The sequence below is a fragment of the Colwellia sp. BRX8-4 genome (genome assembly GCF_014077345.1).
Lineage (GTDB): Bacteria > Pseudomonadota > Gammaproteobacteria > Enterobacterales > Alteromonadaceae > Colwellia_A.
In genome coordinates this window covers 236424-255483 of the sequence record NZ_JACGVS010000003.1, presented here as the reverse complement: position 1 = coordinate 255483, position 19060 = coordinate 236424, and the positions used below count along the sequence as shown (strand labels likewise).

Here is a 19060-nt window from a genome sequence, read left to right as displayed (position 1 = left end):
TTTATCAAAATAAATTCAGGTTTTAGTATGATTAGTGTATTTGATATGTTTTCTATTGGCATTGGCCCGTCAAGCTCTCACACTGTAGGTCCAATGAAAGCAGCGAAATTGTTTGTTGAACAACTTAAAGATGAGCATAAATTAACCCAAACAACACGGGTGAAATGTGAACTTTTTGGTTCGTTAGGGCAAACAGGTATTGGCCATGGTACCGGCAAAGCGGTAATTTTAGGTCTGTCTGGCGAAAATCCGGATACGATTGCCGTCGACGCTATTGATTCAATTCTAGAAGCCGTAGTGGCTAGCCAAAAAATTTCGCTTAATGGCGAGCACTTAGTATCATTCCCTAAAAATGATGCAATTATTTATCATCGCCGTAAAACGCTACCTGCTCATTCAAATGCCATGACTATTTTTGCCTTTGAAGATATCCCAGGAAAAGAAAGTACGTTATTACTAGAGCAAACATATTATTCAATCGGTGGCGGCTTTATTGTTAACGCCCGCGACTTTGAAAAAGAAAAAGATAAAGCATTATCTCTGCACAACAATATCAAACGTCCTCATTATTTCTCATCAGCGACTGAGCTTATCAACGAAGCTAATGAGAAAAATCTCAGGATCAGTACCATCATGATGAATAATGAGAAGTGCTTAGCCGATGAAGCCACGGTTAGGGCTAAACTAGTTAATATCTGGCAAGCAATGAAAGATTGTGTTGACCGTGGTATTAAAACAGAAGGTATTTTACCCGGTGGCTTAAAAGTTGCGCGCAGAGCCCCTGCCCTTTATAAAGCATTATCAGTTGAAAATAACAACGATCCGCTTATAGCGATGGACTGGGTTAACTTATTTGCTCTTGCAGTTAATGAAGAAAATGCCGCAGGTAGTCGTGTTGTAACGGCGCCAACCAATGGTGCAGCCGGTATTATACCTGCCGTATTATGCTACTACGATAAGTTTGTTAGACCTGTTGATGAAGATACCTGTGTACGCTATTTATTAACTGCCGCAGCCATTGGTATTTTATATAAAACTAACGCGTCAATTTCTGGTGCTGAAGTGGGCTGTCAAGGTGAGGTTGGCGTAGCTTGTTCTATGGCAGCTGGCGCATTAACTGAAATTATGGGTGGTTCGCCAAGTAAAGTAGAAAACGCGGCAGAAATCGGTATGGAGCACAATTTAGGATTAACCTGTGACCCTGTTGGTGGCTTAGTTCAAGTTCCTTGTATCGAACGTAACGCTATGGGCTCGGTAAAAGCGATCAACGCATCGCGTTTAGCTTTACGCGGCACAGGTAATCAAAAAGTCCCGCTGGATAAAGTGATTAAAACCATGTGGGAAACCGGCAACGATATGAAAACCAAATATAAAGAAACTTCTCGTGGCGGCTTAGCGGTCAACATTACTGAATGTTAAGACGTTTTTAATCCCAAAGCTGCAACGGACAAAGGGTTAATGGCTGAACATTTGTCGTTCCTTGCTATCGCCGTGCAGCGAAACACTTATGCTTTGAAATACAGGATGTCTGAGAAAGGCCATCCTGAACATTCGTCTTTCCTTGCGATACTTGCCATACTTGCCACCACGACATATCCTTCGTCCTGAACATTCGTCGTTCCTTGCCATACTTTACATAATTGGCATCACGACATCCCCTTCATCCTGACATTCGTCGTTCCTTGCCATACTTGCCATAATTACCATAATTGCCACCACGACATACCCTTCATCCTGAACATTCGTCGTTCCTTGCCATACTTTACATAATTGCCACCACGACATACCCTTCGTCCTGAACATAAAAAAGCGACTGATATCAGTCGCTTTTATGTGGTTATTGATTTATATCGCAGCTGCTTTAACGAACAGGCAACTTAATATTTGCAAACATCTCATCTATTTCAGCATTATTTTTCAATAAAACAGCTTTAGTGACTAAATCACGATTTAAATGAGGAGCAAAACGCTCAATAAAATCAAACATGTAACCACGTAAGAAAGTACCGCGTCTAAAGCCTATTTTAGTGGTACTTGAATTAAATAAATGACTGGCATCAATAGCCACTAAATCACTATCAATTCTAGGGTCGATAGCCATAGTAGCAATTACACCAACGCCAACACCTAAACGCACATATGTTTTAATTACATCAGCATCGGTGGCAGTAAAAGCAATTTTAGGCTCTACTCCAAGACTATTAAAAGCAATATCAAGCTCTGAACGGCCAGTAAAACCAAACACATAAGTCACTAATGAATACTTGGCTAAGTCTTCAATAGTAATGCCTTGTTTTTTAGCTAAGGGATGATCGGGTCGCACTATTATACTGCGATTCCAGTGATAGCAAGGTAACATCACTAAATCGTTATATAAGTGTAATGATTCCGTCGCAATGGCAAAATCAGCGTCACCTTTGCCTGCGGCATCACTAATTTGCGCTGGCGTTCCCTGAGACATTTGCAAAGAAACTTTTGAATACTTTTTCATAAAGCCTTTGATCACTTCAGGCAATGCATATCGCGCTTGAGTATGCGTGGTTGATATACGTAATTTACCTTCATCGGGTTGAGTATGCTCACGCGCAACCGCTTTAATCGCTTCAACTTTAGAGAGAATTTCTGTGGCAATATTAATAACTTCATTGCCAGGGGCAGTAACATGGGTTAAATGTTTGCCACTGCGGCCGAATATTTGAATACCGAGTTCATCTTCTAGCATGCGAACTTGCTTGCTTATGCCCGGTTGAGAGGTGAATAAACTTTCTGCTGTTGCAGAGACATTTAAATTATTGTTGAGTACTTCAACAATATAGCGCAGTTGTTGCAGTTTCATAATTATACTTCAAAATTTTTTATGCTGATTGCTTATGCAAAAAATATATACTTAAATGAAGACTTATTCCATATTAATTTTCATTATTCTGCTTATATGCGAGATTTAATTTAAAAATGTAGGATTATTACAACAAAAACCACATAACTAAGTTAAAAATGGCTTTTATAGGAAAAAATGAAGTTTTTTATTCAAAATAAAAAGTTATATAAATAGCCTTCATTAGTATCAGAGATAAAAGGTTGATATAAGGCTATGCTAATGTGTCCATTTTTTGTAGACTGCATAAAAGATATTTCTATTTTAACAGACGAGTAGTTAACATTATGGGCATTATCATTGCTTTAATTATCGCATTAATCATTATAGTTGTGAGTGTTGGCGCAATTCAACAGCACAAAGAAAAACAAGAAAAAGACAAACGCACAAAAGCGGCTAAGCAAAAAGCAATTATAGATGAAAGTGAAGACCTTATTCTACATCTTGCTAACCTGCCCAGTAATCCTGGCATCGTCAACATTCTTAATCGACGCAGTTTAACCGCAGCAAAAGCGATGAGATCAATTTTACCTGATTCAAAACAAATTAAAGGTAAAGTGAATGAAATTGAGGCAAGGTTGAAGGCGTCACAAGAACTTGCGGCTTCAACTTCAGGACAAGAGGAACCATTCCTTCTCCCTGATAATGAACAACAACTCGTCAGTATTTTGCAATGTATTAAAAAATTACGAGCTACACTTAAGTCAGAGCAAGTAAAAGGAGCTTTAGACGCACAAACATTTACCCATGAAGATAAAAAGCTTGATGCTATGCAACTACAGATTGGTGTTGAAAGCCTGCTAAAACGTGGCAACATGGCTTACCAAAAAGAAATGTTGGGTTCAGCGCGCCAATATTTTGAGAAAGCTTTGCAAACATTGTCCGCTCATCCTTCGCAAACAGAATATACCGTCAGTAAAAAAGCTGAGGTTGAGATCCAACTTGAAGAAATAACCGATGCACTTAAAAGCACTAATGCTAAAGATGCGGCGAAAAAAGCCAAAGATCAAGAAGATGATTTAGACTTATTATTTCAACCGAAGAAAAAATGGTAATCAACTATTATTAGTAAACTGAAACCAGCATTTTGCTGGTTTTTTTATTCTCTGTTAACGTTACTCGCTCCTTATGAAAACATCGCCAAATCATATACCTGTCATTAATCTGCCCTCATTGCTTAGAAAAGTAATAAAAGCTTATGCGTTAAAAGCAGGAATAAGAGCTAGTGGCTGTGAACTTTATAGAATTGGCCGTTCACGCAATTGGCAGCTCAAAGCTAGCTTTGAACAACTAGAACACGTTGTCGCTTTTATACAAGACTCAGAAGAGCCGAGTTGGCAGTGGCTAGTTAATTACTTAATGAGTCAAAGGCAGGCACTTAGTCACGATGAACTTATGCGTATTGCTAAATTAAAGTCAGACATTACTGTTAACCAATTGATGGCTCGCACTGATTGTACGATTGCTGAAGCCAGAAAAGTCATTGATGAATTAGAGTGGTTGGTCGAATAAAAGCACTTACCTGCTGTATTCCTTGATGTTATACGAGTATTATAAGCTTAATTAGCATTTCTTACTTTACGGATAATCATGGCACTAAAAGCAACAATAAATAAAGCCAGTATACAACTGTCAGATATGGACAGAAATTACTACGATACCCTCAATTTAACCATCGCCCAACATCCTTCAGAAACAGATATTCGTATGATGGTGCGCTTGTTAGCTTTTATTTTAAATGCAAATGAACATTTGCAGTTTGGTAAGGGTGTAAGTGACGAAGAAGAAGCGGCTCTGTGGCAAATTAATTACTCTGAAGTGATTGAGCTATGGATAGAGCTTGGGCAACTGGATGAAAAACGTCTCAAAAAAGCCTGTAATCGTGCCCAAAAAGTGATTCTTTATGCTTATGGCAGCAGTGCTGAAACCTGGTGGAAACAGTCGCAAAACAAATTACGTCTACTCAATAAACTTTCCATTGAGCTCATTAGCCAAGAAACCTGTGATGCATTAGCAAAACTTGCTGGTCGCTCTATGGACTTTCAGTGCAGTATCCAAGATGGCCAATTATGGTTAACTGCCGGTGATGAAACACTGTTAATTGAGACAACAAAATTACAATAATTAATACCAACATGGATAGGGAAATAATAAGCATGAAAAGTCACCTTACTAAAAGCCGCTTAACTTTAGCTCTTTTTACTGGCATTACACTCCTTTCTGCATGCAGTGAGCCTGAAGCACCTAAAGCCAAAATTGCTGAAATGTCATCGGAACAAGTTATTAAAGATATTACTTATCTCGCAAGTGACGATTTAAAAGGCCGAGCCAGCTTCTCTGTTGGTATTGACCAAGCGGGTGATTATATTAGCCAAAGGTTTACCGAAATTGGACTAAGCCCAATGGTAGGCAATAAAGATTTCAAACAAACATTTAATGTAACCAGTATTATGCCAACAGCATTAACGGTGACCTTAAATGGTAAGACTATTGCTGACGCTAACTTAGGCATGGCAAGTACTATGGCCACGCTTTCATGGCAGAGCCTTGAAAATGTTAACACCCATATTATTGCTGAAGCGGATGATATGCGCGCGGCCCTTGGTAAAATGAATAATGACGGTGGCCAGCATCTGGTTATTATCCATAGCGCTCACGCTAAAACCTTTGCCGGTTACCGAGGTTACTTTCAACGAGGCTTAACTAAGCTTAACCTTGAGCACCAAGGGGCTATTGTTATGGTTTTAGCCGATGATAATGAAATTACCACGGTAGACGTTAACGCGAGTACTTCGATAACTGAAAAAACCTTAACCAATATTGTTGCGATACTACCGGGTAAAGATAAAAATCCAGCGACAGCAAAAGAAGTGGTTTTATATTCATCACACTATGATCATTTAGGTGTAACGGCTGATGGTAAAGAGGTTTTTAATGGTGCTGATGACGATGCGTCGGGCACCTCTGCTGTTATTAATCTGGCACAACACTATGCCCATCAAGGTGAGAACAAAAGAACCTTAATGTTTAGTGCTTTTACCGCCGAAGAAATTGGTGGCTTTGGCTCTAAATATTTTTCACAACAATTAGATCCTAACAACGTTGTGGCAATGATAAACATTGAGATGATAGGTAAACCTTCAAAGTTTGGCGCTGGTTCAGTTTGGATGACAGGAATGGAGCGTTCAAATTTAGGTGAATTACTTAACGTCAGCTTAGCGGCTAAAAACAGTGAGATTTACCAAGACCCTTACCCTGAACAGGGTTTATTTTATCGTTCAGACAATGCAACACTTGCGCGTTTAGGTGTTCCAGCTCACAGTTTTAGTAGTACCCAACTTGATAAAGACCAGCATTATCATAAAACGTCTGATGATATTAGCAGCCTAGACTTAGCGTCGATGTATCAGGTTATTGAGTCGTTATCAGTCGCTACGCAAGGACTAGTTGATGGCAGTATTACCCCAACACGTATTGATGTAAACACCGTTCGAGCGAGTGGTAAAATCTATTAAGTTTGATCGTTCATCCTGAACATCGTCACTCCTTGCCATCCGTGGCATCGTGACATACCGTTCATCCTGAACATCGTCACTCCTTGCCATCCATGGCATCGTGACATACCGTTCATCCTGAACATCGTCACTCCTTGCCATCCATGGCATCGTGACATACCGTTCATCCTGAACATAAGGTCAGTGATTTTAATTACTGGCCTTATTTTATTGTAACCAGCACATTTGATATTCAACTTCATTCTGGCCAGTGACAACAAAACCATGGCGTAAATATAAAGAAATAACCGGATTTGCTAACAAAACATTTAATGTTATTGGTAGTTTTAACTCTTTTGCTTTTCTTTTAATTAAGGCTAAAACCTTACCACCAATTCCTTTTCCTTGATGTATTGGTATGATTTGTAGCTGCCTGATGTGTAACTTATCCGCTAAAACTGCTATTTTTATTAAGCCTATCGGGGCATTGTTCATCAAGATAATAGTTGAATCTGCAAAAAATTCATTCACTCGTGCAAGGTGTTGCTGATCAGATAAATCCAAACCTGCGGCAATAAGATGTTCACCCATTGAGGCTTTTCTTAATTGTAATAAATAGCCTATATCACTCTGCTGGGCTTGTCGAAATCCTATGGTTACTTTTTCATCAGTGAGCATATTTATTACGATGGTGTTTAATCACTAAATCGCCCCATTGATAAATAGCTAAACCAGCAATGATAGCTAATGCGCCAACGATTAAATTAATATTAATTGTTTCATTATTTAATAGTAACCCCAGTGAAATGGCAATCACTGGGGTGATCATAGTGATCAATGCCACCGTACTCGCTTTTAGGCGTTGTAATATATAGAAATAAGCAATAAAGCCCACTAAAGAGCCAATAACACCAAGATAAACGACACTTAATATTGATTTGTTACTCCATGTTTGATGCGCAATATTGCCATCGAAAATAAGCCAAACTAAGATAAATAAAGGCAGACTTAATAATAGTGAACCTAGGGTTGTTGCCATAGGGTTTATAGCAACTTCAACACTTTTTACCAATACACCACTTAAACTAAAAAATGAAACAGCAATCAATACCGCGATAATGCCAATATATCCATCATCTTTAAGTGATATTTTATCAAAACATACCGTAGCTAAGCCGCAAATAGCGATCGCCAATGCTATTTTTTTTGCTGGTGATAATGCAGACTCAGCCAAAATGCGCTGACTTAGTACCCCAGATAAAATAGGTGCCAAGCCGAACATTAACGACATCAGCCCAGAAGAAATGTAGCCAGCGGCTAAATACGCAAATAACATCCCGCCAAAAATACCTATCGCTGAAAAACTATAAAGTTTAAGCGCACTTTTATGCCAAGGAAGCTCAATACGAAAAGCCTTCAGTATTAACCAGCCAGGTACAACCGCAATCAGCATCCGCAACAAAACCGCTAAGGTTGGATGAATAGTTTCACTGCTCCACACTATCGCTAGTGGTGTTGTTGACCAGATAAGAATAACGGCAAAATAAGCGATGGGGACTGACATTTCATAAATCCTTTATCGGTACTATATTGAAAATTTAACAGGAAGAAAGCTAAATAAACATAACGAGTATACAAATGAACAATGGCGATATTATCTGACTACGTCAATAACACCTAAAAATAAACTTATCGAATAGTGTGCTTAATAACCACTAATACCTGCTAAAATAACAGCCAATAAACTTTTTAAGCTTAAGGTAAATCATGGAGTTAAAAGTAATACCCGTTGTGCAGATATTAATAGCCGTGTTATTAATGATGATTTTTTATAAAATATCACCCGATCTCACCTTGAGCTGGCCGGCTCATGTGCCAGTTGCCCTCGCGCTGTTATTTATCGCGATAGTTGTGGGCCTTTGTGCAATAGTCAGTTTTAAAAAACACAAAACAACTGTTAACCCCACTAAACCAGAAACAAGCTCAACCGTGGTAAGTTCTGGTATATATTCATTTTCAAGAAATCCAATGTATTTAGCCATGCTGATTTCACTGATCTCGCTCGCTTATTACTTACAACATTTAGCATCTTTACCTATTATTTTAATATTTATTGGCTACATGACACGTTTTCAAATAATCCCCGAAGAAAAAATGTTAACAAAAATATTTGGTCAACAATACCGTGATTATCAGCTAAAAGTAAGACGTTGGTTATAAACGATATGAGTAAGACAGTAAAACCGCAATGTTGGGGCTTTACTGACTTACTTTGATGCTTTTTTTGACTTTACATAGCTTTTTAAGGCGATTATGAACAGCAAGTTTTGCTTAAGCTTTTTTCAGATACGCCGAGACTAAAACAATACGTGTACCGTTAACTTTTCCTTCAATATGCTCAGGATTATCCGTTAAGGTAATGCCACGCACCATAGTGCCCTGCTTAGCCGTAAAGTTAGCGCCTTTAACTTTTAAATCTTTAATCAAGGTAACATCGTCGCCGTCTTGTAAATCAGTGCCATTACTGTCTCTTGTTGGCCCCTCTCGCTCAGCAGCGGCAATGCCTTGCTCAGCCCAAGTTTTAACATCATCTTCCATGTAAATCATTTCTAAAGCGTCTTGTGCCCAACTCTCTGCTGACAGTTTATGAAGCAAGCGATACGACATAACTTGCACAGCAGGTTCTTGATTCCACATACTGTCGTTCAAACAACGCCAGTGACTTACATCCATTGCAGTGTCACCATTAATTTGTGCTGTGCATGTAGCACATAGATATACACATTGCTGAGCACTTAAGTCGCTAGTTGGTGGCACAGGAAACACCGCTAATTGTTCAGTTGACGTACATAATTCACAGCTAGCATTACTGCGTGCTTTTAAGGCATTTTCGGTAGGCATAATATTAATTCACTAATTTTTGAAGAAGATTTTTCGCTATTATGCTCCTAATTCAGTGATTTAAAAAGTGCTGATTAAAAACGGGGAATAATTGACCTGAGCCATTATTTAAAGGCTGCACTTTACTCTGGCTAAAACGTGACCATATAGCTTAGTTGCTGAATACTAAAGTGGCGGTATAGCTCTGTTGCTGAATATTAAAGTGAAAGTATAGTTTTGTTGAGGGCTATAAAGTGGCAAAAAAGCTATCCCCTGAATTAGCTTCAGGGTCTAAAATCAACCACCTCTATATGAGGTGGTTAACGAAGACTTCATTTATTCTAGATTTTTAGTGATGTGATGCGAAGCGGCTGCGGTGAAAATAACATCGGTAGAGCTATTTAAGGCTGTTTCGGCAGAGTCTTGAATAACACCAATAATAAAACCTATCGCGACTACTTGCATAGCAATATCACTGTCTATACCGAATAAACCACAGGCTAATGGAATAAGTAACAATGAACCACCTGCAACACCAGAGGCACCACAAGCTGATACTGAGGCGATGACACTCAATAAAATAGCAGTTGCAAAGTCAACTTCAATATTTAAAGTATTGGCCGCAGCCAGCGTTAATACCGTAATGGTGATCGCCGCACCAGCCATATTAATGGTGGCACCTAAAGGAATAGAAACCGAATAGGTATCTTCATGTAAATCAAGTTTTTCACACAGTTCCATGTTAACCGGAATATTTGCTGCAGAGCTACGCGTAAAGAAAGCGGTAATGCCGGATTCTTTTAAGCAAGTAAAGACTAGCGGATAAGGGTTTTTACGCGTAATAAAATAAACAATCAGCGGGTTAACCACTAAAGCAATAATAACCATAGAACCCAAAAGTAACAGTACTAAGTGTCTAAACTCACCTAAGGTATCAAAGCCTGTGGTCGCAACCGTATTAGCGACTAAGCCCATAATACCTAAAGGTGCAAAACGAATAACCAATTTAACAACACTTGAAATTGCTTCGGCTAAATCATGAACCATAACCTTCGTTGATTCACTGCCTTTTTTCAACGCAAAACCTAAGCCTAAGCCCCACGCTAAAATGCCAATAAAGTTTCCAGTAACAACTGCATTGAACGGATTATCAACAATTTTAAACGCTAAGGTTGATAAGACTTCACCTAGTCCTTGTGGCGGATTAGCACTTGCGCCAACAATATCTAATGTTAATTGCACCGGGAACGCAAAGCTTAGTGCTACAGCAACCAGCGCAGCACTTATTGTGCCGAGTAAATAAAGCCCAACAATCGGTTTTAAGTTAGCATCGCTATTTTGTTTTTGGTTAGCAATAGATGAAGCGACTAAAACTAACACCAAAATAGGAGCAACCGCTTTTAGTGCACTAACAAATAAACTGCCGAGTATTGAAAATGACTGTGCAACTTCAGGTAAAACAAGCGCTAAAACAATACCAACAACAAGTGCAATAATGATTTGATTGACGATGTTAATAGCTTTTAGCTTACCAAAAAGTGATGTTTTTTCTACAGAGGTATTTTGTGTTGTCATAGTTTGTCTTATTTTAGTTATTGTTTTTGTTATTAAGATAACGCATCGATGAAAGATTTTTACCACTTATGCACCGACACTGTCTAGTTTATTCGTTACACGGTACCTTTAAAGAGGCAGTTGACCATGCCATGATAGCGTAAATGCTGAGTCACTGTTCTCGGCTAGATAGCGCTGACAAACAAACTGTCCGACTACCGCAACCAACTCATTATCATAAAAGATAAAAGGTAACCTTTTTCTCTGCCATGTTGGTATAGCAAGCTCTTGTAAGACTTTCTTTAATGGTCTTGAATGCTGTCGATATTGTGGCAAACACCTTGGGTTTTCGTGAGAAAAACTAATCGTCACTTTTTGTTGCTCTGCCGGTTTTTTTATCACCGACTGCCAGTCACTGTTTTCTTGTACTTGTGCTGATAAATTCGAAAAACTTAACCAACCTAATTGATCGGGAAGACAAACATCTAACGGTTTATCATCGGCTAACAGCGCTAATGCTAGGTTTTGTTGCCACAGCGACAGGTCCTGATAGATACCCGTTAGATGTAACTCACCTTGATAACGTCTGATGCAACACTCAGCTAATTGCACAACTGGCGACTTATCCGCTTGTGCATTAAGCTGCTGGCATATTTGCATTAGTTGCTTTTGGCTTGGCATTAAAAATCCATGGCAAGATAAAAAATAGCGCAATAGATTTTTAAGACGTGCTTCGCTGAGCTTATTTAAATCAACAACACTCAGCTTATTAGCTGAAGACTGGCAAGCAATTAAATCTTGCTGCGCTAATTCATCGAGTAATTGTTGTGCTTCAAAGCAATGTTCAGCACTGCGTGCAATCGTCTTATTGATGCTTGGCCAACGTTGATTTAACTTAGGTAAAATTTGATGGCGGAGAAAGTTTCTGTCGAAACGCTCATCCGTATTCGATTCATCTTCTATCCAAACTAAGCCATACTCTTTCGCATAGGCTTCAATATCGGCTCGTGAAATAGTTAATAACGGTCTGACCAGTAATTGCTGCCCCAACATCATTTCACTTTGCATCGCTGAGAGCCCTTTCAAACCTGCGCCTCTTTTTAGGGCGAGTAGAAAAGTTTCAGCCTGATCGTCACTGTGATGACCAGTAACAATTAAATCACCTGCTTTAGCTACTGATTTTAGTGCTTGATAGCGGGCATCGCGCGCAAGCGCTTCTAAGCTTTTTTGGGCAACAGCTTGCACGTTTACTTCAATAATGTCTAACGGCAGGCCAAATAGTTGGCATTGAGCTTTAGCAAAGGCTTGCCATTTAACGGCATGAACACTCAAGCCATGATTAACATGACAAACACGAATATCGCTATTAATAGCATGTTGTGTTTTTAAAGCACCAAGGCAATGTAACAGCACTTGAGAGTCGATACCGCCACTGTAGGCAATAAGCAGTGATTTTTGAGGGTGGTTGGAAAAAAAATCTATTAAGGTCTGTTTAATCATAGAATACTTGGTTAATTGACACTGAAAACAAAAACTGTAGCCTTAACTTAGAGATAGAATCAGTAAGATAAGGCTACAACTTCATCAGCAAAGCATTCAATACTACTTTGCTCGTGTCGATTTATAACAACTTAACAATAACCGAAAGACATTAATCTGTCATAACGTTTTTCAATTAATTCTTCTTTTGACAAGCCTTCTAGTTCGGCAAGATTTGATTTTAATTCTTGCTTTAAGTTAGCCGCCATAATATCCATATCACGATGTGCACCACCTAATGGCTCTTCAACGATATTATCGATAAGTTCTAATTCTTTAATACGCGTAGCGGTAATACCCATAGCGGCAGCGGCAGTAGGTGCTTTTTCAGCAGTTTTCCACAAGATTGATGCACAACCTTCAGGAGATATTACCGAGTAAGTAGAATATTTCAGCATGTTGACACGGTCACCAACACCAATCGCTAATGCACCACCAGAACCACCTTCACCAATAACCGTACAAACAATCGGCACGGTTAAACGTGACATAACCTTTAAGTTCATCGCTATCGCTTCACTTTGGCCGCGCTCTTCTGCACCTATTCCCGGGTAGGCACCAGGAGTGTCAATAAAGGTAATAATGGGCATATTAAAACGTTCAGCCATTTGCATTAAGCGTAAGGCTTTACGGTAACCTTCTGGACGAGGCATACCAAAGTTACGTTTAACTTTTTCTGCTGTTGAACGCCCTTTTTGATGACCAATAATCATCACAGGTTTACCGTCTAAACGCGCAGTACCACCAACAATGGCTCTATCATCCGCATAGTGTCTATCACCGGCAAGCTCGTCGAATTCAGTAAAAATGCGTGGTATGTAATCAAGCGTATAAGGACGCTGTGGATGACGTGCCACACGAGCTGTTTGCCAAGGGTCAAGATTTGCAAAAATCTTTTTGGTTAACTCAGCGTTTTTACCGCGTAATTGAGTAATTTGATCTTCAAGGTCAAGATCTAATTCTTGACCGTTATTGACTAATTGTAGCTCTTCAATTTTGGCATCAAGCTCAGCAATAGGCTGCTCGAAATCTAAAAAATTTAATGACATATGATTATTCTTACCTATGTTCTATGCCGTTTTATAACAACAGCATGATTATTCAAATAGAGTACTTAATAATTTTAATTTGATTATTAAGTTGCTAACAAAGCCGTTATCGACCTTGTTATAAATTTTTTATAATGGTTAACAATAAATAACCCTTTAATGCGCCCTAAATTATTTAAACCTTAAAGTAACGTCGCCATCACCTAATAAGGTTCTTAATTCATGTAATAAAGGGTCTGCAGGCGTAACGCGCCATTGTACGCCTAATTCTAGCATAGCTTTTGCTTCATCTCTTTGATAAAACAACCGAACAGGACACGTACCATCCTTATAAGGTGTTAATACCTCGGTAAATTTATCAATAAAACCTGCGCCTGCCTTGTTTTTATTGACATTAATATCTACTGAAGAGACATAGTTTTCACGAGCATCACCAACCGTCATGATATCTCGAGCGGTCATTGTAATGCCTCCGGAGTATTCATCAAAGCTGACCTGTCCGCTACAGACCAAAATAGCATCACTTACCAGCAATTCAGCAAAATTATCATAGTCATCGGGAAAGAGTCTAATGTCCATGCGAGCGCTTTTATCGTCAAGCGTAACTAAGGCCCATCGTCTGCCGCGCTTATTGACCATAACTCTAACACCTAACACTAAACCAACCGCAACCGTGGTTTTGTCTTTACTGGTCGGTTGCAGACTTACTAACCGTCCAGTCGCATAATGCTTTATTTCACTTAAGAAACGATTAATAGGATGACCGGTTAAATATAAACCTAACGTTTCTTTCTCTGCATTGAGCCAAACTTCTTCAGCCCACATCGGCACATCTTTAAAGGCTTGTCGCGGCTCTGCTGACGCTTCATTAATTAAGCCGAATAAATCATTCTGTCCAACTGCCTGTGCTTTTGCATATTGGTCTGCAGCCTTTATTGCTTCAGGTAATGTTTCAAATAAAACAGCACGATGTGGTACTTCTTTACCGTTGATAATTTTTTTAGGCCCTAAACTGTCCATGGCCCCAGCTTTAACTAATTTTTCTAAAACACGTTTATTAATTTTTTTAAGATCGAGTCGCGCGCAAAAATCAAAAAGATCGGTAAATTCACCGCCAGCTTCGCGTGCGGCAATAATGGCATCAATAGGACCTTCACCCACACCTTTTACTGCGCCAATACCGTAGACAATTTGATCTTGCTCGTTAACGGTAAATTTATATTGACCGGCATTAACATCAGGAGGCAGTAAATCTATCCCCATATTGCCACATTCATCAACTAGGGTAACAATTTTATCGGTGTTATCTATGTCGGCTGACATTACCGCTGCCATAAATGGCGCAGGGTAATGTGTTTTCATCCATAAGGTTTGATAAGAAACCAAGGCGTAAGCCGCTGAGTGCGATTTATTGAAACCATAACCCGCAAATTTCTCCACCAGATCGAAGATCTTCATCGCAAGTTCGCCGTCAACACCTCGGTTGATCGCGCCTTGCTCAAAGCCATCACGCTGTTTGGCCATTTCTTCAGGTTTTTTCTTACCCATAGCGCGGCGTAGCATATCCGCGCCACCTAACGAGTAACCCGCCAATACTTGCGCAATCTGCATAACCTGTTCTTGATATAAAATAATACCGTAAGTCGGTTCAAGAATAGGCTTTAAGTCAATATGTTGCCAAGTAGCATCCGGATAGCTTACTTCTTCACGACCATGCTTACGTTCAATAAAGTTATCAACCATGCCAGACTGCAATGGCCCCGGTCTAAAGAGCGCAACCAAGGCGATAATATCTTCAAAGCAATCAGGTTTTAATTTGGCAATAAGTGATTTCATACCACTAGATTCGAGCTGAAACACTGCCGTCGTCTCAGATCTTAATAACACTTTAAAACTGGCTGGGTCTTCTAAATTAATCCGGGTAATATCAATAGGCGCTTTGCCTTGTTTTAACAATTTTGCATCAGCCATTTCGATGGCCCACTGCAAAATTGTTAACGTGCGAAGTCCCAAGAAATCAAACTTAACTAAACCGGCATCTTCAACATCATTTTTATCGAACTGAGTAACCGGGTTTTTACCCTCTTCGTCACAGTAAAGTGGCGCAAAGTCGGTAATGGTGGTTGGTGATATAACCACACCACCGGCATGTTTACCGGCATTACGTGTTGTGCCTTCTAAAATACGGCACATATCAATTAAATCTTTGACTTCACTGTCTTGTGCGTAAGCTTCTGGCAACTTAGGCTCTTCTTCAAAGGCCTTGGCTAGTGTCATGCCTGGTGTTGGCGGTATAAGCTTAGAGATGCGGTCAACAAAACCATAAGGGTGACCGAGTACTCGACCAACATCTCGGATAACCGCTTTGGCTGCCATGGTGCCAAAGGTAATAATTTGCGACACGGCATCACGGCCATATAGTTCAGCAACGTGATCAATAACTTCATCACGCCTGTCCATACAGAAATCGATATCAAAATCTGGCATGGAGACACGTTCAGGATTCAAAAAACGTTCAAAGAGCAAATCGTATTCAAGGGGATCTAAGTCGGTAATTTTTTGGGCATAAGCAACCAGAGAGCCTGCACCAGAACCACGACCAGGACCAACAGGAATATTATTATCTTTACTCCACTGAATAAATTCCATCACGATTAAAAAATAACCGGGAAAGCCCATATTGTTAACCACTTTAAGTTCAATGGCTAAACGTTCGTCGTAGGGTTTACGCTTTTCAGCAAAATCTGCTGCGTCTTTATCAAATAAGGTCTCTAAGCGGTCTTGTAAACCTTCTTCAGACACTTTAACCAAGTAATCTTCTATCGATAAACCTTCTGTTGGAAAATCAGGGAGAACATACTCTCCAAGCCTAACCGTAACATTACAGCGTTTGGCGATTTCAACCGTATTCTCAATCGCTTCAGGGATGTCTGAAAATAACTCACACATTTCCTCTTCAGTTCGAAGGTACTGCTCTTTAGAATATTTTTTCGGGCGACGTTTATCGTTGAGGGTAAAACCATCATGTATGGCAACACGTATTTCATGGGCATCAAAGCGCTTAGGAGAAATAAACATCACTTCGTTCGTCGCTACCACAGGGAGTGACGCTTTTTCTGCCAGCTCGACTGCCAAATGGATATAGTTTTCTTCGTTTTCTCTGTTGGTTCTGATCAGTTCAAGATAAAAGCAATCAGGAAAGTAGCTTTGGTAGAAATCGACCATTTTATTGACCAGCTCGAAATTTCCCTTAATCAGCGCTTTACCAATATCACCTTCGCGACCCGCCGACAATAAAATCAAACCCGGAGCATAGTCAATTAACCAATGCTTATCAATAACCGCCTTGCCTTGAACATGACCCCGAAGGTAGGCTTTAGAAATGAGTTCAGTGAGATTTTTGTAGCCGACATTATTAGTGGCTAAAACAACAATGCGGGAAAGTTCATTCTCTAATTCATCACTTTTAACCCAGAGATCGCAACCAATAATTGGTTTTATACCCGCGCCGTGAGCGGCATGATAATATTTAACCAGACCACAAAGGTTTGTTTGGTCGGTTAGCGCGATGGCTGGCATCCCTAAAGCTGAGGCTTTGGCGACAATAGGTTTTACTTTATTTAAACCATCACATAATGAATAGTCACTATGCACTCGCAAATGAATAAATTTTGGTTGAGCTTTGACTGACACTAATTCGGCTGCATCAACTAATACTTGCTCTGACATTAACACTTCACCTGAGAGTCTTCTTGTTTAGTTTTTGTTGGTAAAACACCCTGCATAGCAATAACTTGTGCTACTGGCTTAAAGCTTGCTCGGTAGCAATCAAGTACACCGTGCTCTACTATTTTTTCTAAATGGGCTTTGGTTGGGTAACCTTTATGTTTTGCAAAACCATACTCGGGATGTAATTCATCTAAAGCGAGCATTTCATCATCTCGAACAACTTTTGCAAGAATTGATGCCGCACTTATTTCACTAACCCGATCATCGCCTTTAACCACAGATTGGCTAGCAATGTTGCCGTTCACCTGCATAAAAATAGGGCAACGATTACCATCAACTAAAACATAATCAGGTGTTACTGATAAATCTTGTACTGCTCGCTGCATCGCTAACATAGTGGCATGAAGAATATTTAAGGTGTCTATTTCTTCCGGGCTTGCTCTTCCAACAGCCCAAGCAATAGCTTTTTCTTTGATTTCCACCGCAAGTAACTGACGCTTTTTATCTGATAGTTTTTTTGAATCCATTAAACCTTCAATAGGGTTTTCGGGATCAAGAATAACCGCCGCGGTAACAACGTCACCCACCAAAGGTCCTCGCCCAACCTCATCGACTCCTGCGATACAGTAAGCAATAGGGTATTCAAAAGGTGGGAAAATCTTTTTAGCTTTTGCCACTTTCTTACGGGGGGTTAAACTGGTATCGCTTACCGCTTCATTACTCATTTTGACATTAGATCCATTACAGCTTTCGCCGCTTCTTGACTGGCATTTTGTTTTAAAGCGAGATGAATTTTCATATATTCATCTTCAAGTGACGATTGGTCTTGGTATAAACGTTCTTTAACTAACGGCACAATGTTATCAACGCTGACTTTACCTTGCAGTAATTCAGGTACCAGTGTTTTTTTCGTCAATAAATTAGGTAGTGAAAACCATTCTAATTTTACTAGGCCTTTAAACATGTGATAAGTAAAAGCATTGAACTTATAGCAAATCACCATGGGGCGTTTAACTAACGCAGCTTCCAGTGTTACCGTACCTGAGGCCATAAGTAAACAATCACTGGCAGCCATCACTTGTTGGGTTTTATTAGTAATAATTGTTACCGCTAAATTTGGCGCTATCTTTTCTTTCAATTGGCTAAATTGTTCGGTTCTCTTATCGCTGATCATCGGCACAACAAAATGTAATTGTGGGTCTTGTGCTAAAAGTTGTACCGCAGAAAGTAAGAAAGACTCGGTTAATCGAGATAACTCACCACCACGACTACCAGGCATAAGCGCAAGTATTTTTTTATCAAGCGGTAAGTTGAGTGCTTGTCTCGCTTCACGCTTATCCGAATAAAATGGAATGTCGTCTGCTAGCGGATGGCCGACAAAAGTACAGGGCACTTCATATTTATCATAGAAATCTTTTTCAAAAGGCAATAACGACAGCACCATATCGGTAGCCGCTTCAATGGTAAAAATACGCTTTTCACGCCAAGCCCAAACAGATGGGCTAACGTAATGAACTGTTTTAATACCCGCTTTCTTTAGTTGTCTTTCTAGCCGTAAATTAAAATCGGGTGCATCGATGCCAATAAACACATCGGGTCTATTATTTATAAACTGCGCGGCTAAACAGTCTTTGACATGAAATAAGCGTTTGAGGCGGCCCAATACTTCAAAAATGCCCATCACGGAAAGCTCTTCCATTTCAAACAAACTTTCGAAACCCAAAGCTTGCATTTTTGGACCACCAATACCGATAAACTTGGCATTAGGATAGACAGATATTAGAGAGCTCATAAGACCAGCGCCGAGCGTATCGCCAGAATGCTCGCCAACAACAAGCCCAAACACGGGCGATTGTTGAGCAGTTGAACTATTTATAATGGGTGATGTTTGGAGAATAGCCTGTTTTTCTACTGTTTTTGTCATTAACCTTTACTCTATA

Annotated in this window: 17 protein-coding genes; 6 read left to right on the top strand and 11 right to left on the bottom strand. The window is 39.7% G+C overall.

Translation table 11 applies throughout. The annotated features are described in order from the left end of the window. The first annotated feature begins 27 nt into the window (after positions 1-27). Positions 28-1419 carry an L-serine ammonia-lyase gene (locus tag H4J56_RS04565; RefSeq protein ID WP_182215672.1) on the top strand — a complete coding sequence of 464 codons (1392 nt, stop codon included), beginning with the start codon at positions 28-30 and terminating at the stop codon, positions 1417-1419. A 213-nt stretch (positions 1420-1632) separates the two neighbouring features. On the opposite strand, the gene H4J56_RS04560 is transcribed toward H4J56_RS04565, so the two are convergent. Both H4J56_RS04560 and cysB read right to left on the bottom strand, forming a co-directional pair. Next, a complete protein-coding gene (locus tag H4J56_RS04560) occupies positions 1633-1803 on the bottom strand; it encodes a hypothetical protein (protein ID WP_182258935.1) in 171 nt (56 codons plus the stop codon). Positions 1804-1861: 58 nt separating this feature from the next. Further along, the gene (cysB, locus tag H4J56_RS04555; protein WP_182215670.1) at positions 1862-2836 is read right to left on the bottom strand and encodes an HTH-type transcriptional regulator CysB; all 975 of its coding nucleotides are present in this window, start codon (positions 2834-2836) and stop codon (positions 1862-1864) included. 326 nt (positions 2837-3162) lie between these two features. Here cysB and H4J56_RS04550 point away from each other — a divergent pair, with 326 nt between their 5' ends. From H4J56_RS04550 to H4J56_RS04535, 4 genes are all read left to right on the top strand, one after another. Further along, positions 3163-3930 (top strand): hypothetical protein, encoded by a 768-nt coding sequence (locus tag H4J56_RS04550; protein ID WP_220465241.1) that lies wholly within the window; start codon positions 3163-3165, stop codon positions 3928-3930. A 73-nt stretch (positions 3931-4003) separates the two neighbouring features. Continuing rightward, complete coding sequence (locus H4J56_RS04545) at positions 4004-4387, top strand: ribosome recycling factor family protein (protein ID WP_182215669.1); 384 nt, start codon at positions 4004-4006, stop codon at positions 4385-4387. A gap of 78 nt (positions 4388-4465) precedes the next feature. Continuing rightward, positions 4466-4999, top strand: coding sequence for a YaeQ family protein (locus H4J56_RS04540; protein WP_070374034.1), 534 nt, complete (start codon positions 4466-4468; stop codon positions 4997-4999). A gap of 32 nt (positions 5000-5031) precedes the next feature. Then, positions 5032-6390 (top strand): M20/M25/M40 family metallo-hydrolase, encoded by a 1359-nt coding sequence (locus H4J56_RS04535; RefSeq protein ID WP_182221567.1) that lies wholly within the window; start codon positions 5032-5034, stop codon positions 6388-6390. A gap of 207 nt (positions 6391-6597) precedes the next feature. On the opposite strand, the gene H4J56_RS04530 is transcribed toward H4J56_RS04535, so the two are convergent. After that, entirely contained in the window at positions 6598-7047 is a 450-nt protein-coding gene (locus H4J56_RS04530; RefSeq protein ID WP_259366328.1) for a GNAT family N-acetyltransferase, read from the bottom strand. After that, positions 7037-7933, bottom strand: coding sequence for a DMT family transporter (locus H4J56_RS04525; RefSeq protein ID WP_182221568.1), 897 nt, complete (start codon positions 7931-7933; stop codon positions 7037-7039). Before H4J56_RS04525 ends, H4J56_RS04530 begins: the two co-directional genes overlap by 11 nt. A 203-nt stretch (positions 7934-8136) precedes the next feature. On the opposite strand from H4J56_RS04525, the gene H4J56_RS04520 reads away from it, so the two are divergent. Continuing rightward, complete coding sequence (locus tag H4J56_RS04520; protein ID WP_182215663.1) at positions 8137-8589, top strand: isoprenylcysteine carboxylmethyltransferase family protein; 453 nt, start codon at positions 8137-8139, stop codon at positions 8587-8589. 111 nt (positions 8590-8700) lie between these two features. Here the strand turns inward: H4J56_RS04520 and H4J56_RS04515 are convergent, their stop codons facing one another. The 7 genes from H4J56_RS04515 to lpxB form a co-directional block, all read right to left on the bottom strand. Further along, positions 8701-9270 carry an alkylphosphonate utilization protein gene (locus H4J56_RS04515; protein ID WP_070374039.1) on the bottom strand — a complete coding sequence of 190 codons (570 nt, stop codon included), beginning with the start codon at positions 9268-9270 and terminating at the stop codon, positions 8701-8703. A 315-nt stretch (positions 9271-9585) separates the two neighbouring features. After that, on the bottom strand, positions 9586-10824 hold the full coding sequence (sstT, locus tag H4J56_RS04510; protein WP_182221569.1) for a serine/threonine transporter SstT: 1239 nt from the start codon (positions 10822-10824) through the stop codon (positions 9586-9588). Between the two features lie 108 nt (positions 10825-10932). After that, positions 10933-12303 carry a tRNA lysidine(34) synthetase TilS gene (gene tilS, locus H4J56_RS04505; RefSeq protein WP_182230099.1) on the bottom strand — a complete coding sequence of 457 codons (1371 nt, stop codon included), beginning with the start codon at positions 12301-12303 and terminating at the stop codon, positions 10933-10935. Between the two features lie 131 nt (positions 12304-12434). Beyond that, complete coding sequence (accA, locus tag H4J56_RS04500; protein ID WP_070374042.1) at positions 12435-13391, bottom strand: acetyl-CoA carboxylase carboxyl transferase subunit alpha; 957 nt, start codon at positions 13389-13391, stop codon at positions 12435-12437. Between the two features lie 171 nt (positions 13392-13562). Continuing rightward, positions 13563-17120, bottom strand: coding sequence for a DNA polymerase III subunit alpha (gene dnaE, locus H4J56_RS04495; RefSeq protein ID WP_182215657.1), 3558 nt, complete (start codon positions 17118-17120; stop codon positions 13563-13565). Beyond that, on the bottom strand, positions 17120-17845 hold the full coding sequence (rnhB, locus tag H4J56_RS04490) for a ribonuclease HII (protein WP_182215656.1): 726 nt from the start codon (positions 17843-17845) through the stop codon (positions 17120-17122). Before rnhB ends, dnaE begins: the two co-directional genes overlap by 1 nt. Next, positions 17842-19044 carry a lipid-A-disaccharide synthase gene (gene lpxB / locus H4J56_RS04485; RefSeq protein ID WP_182258934.1) on the bottom strand — a complete coding sequence of 401 codons (1203 nt, stop codon included), beginning with the start codon at positions 19042-19044 and terminating at the stop codon, positions 17842-17844. The genes rnhB and lpxB overlap by 4 nt, the downstream gene beginning before the upstream one ends. Positions 19045-19060: the final 16 nt, after the last annotated feature.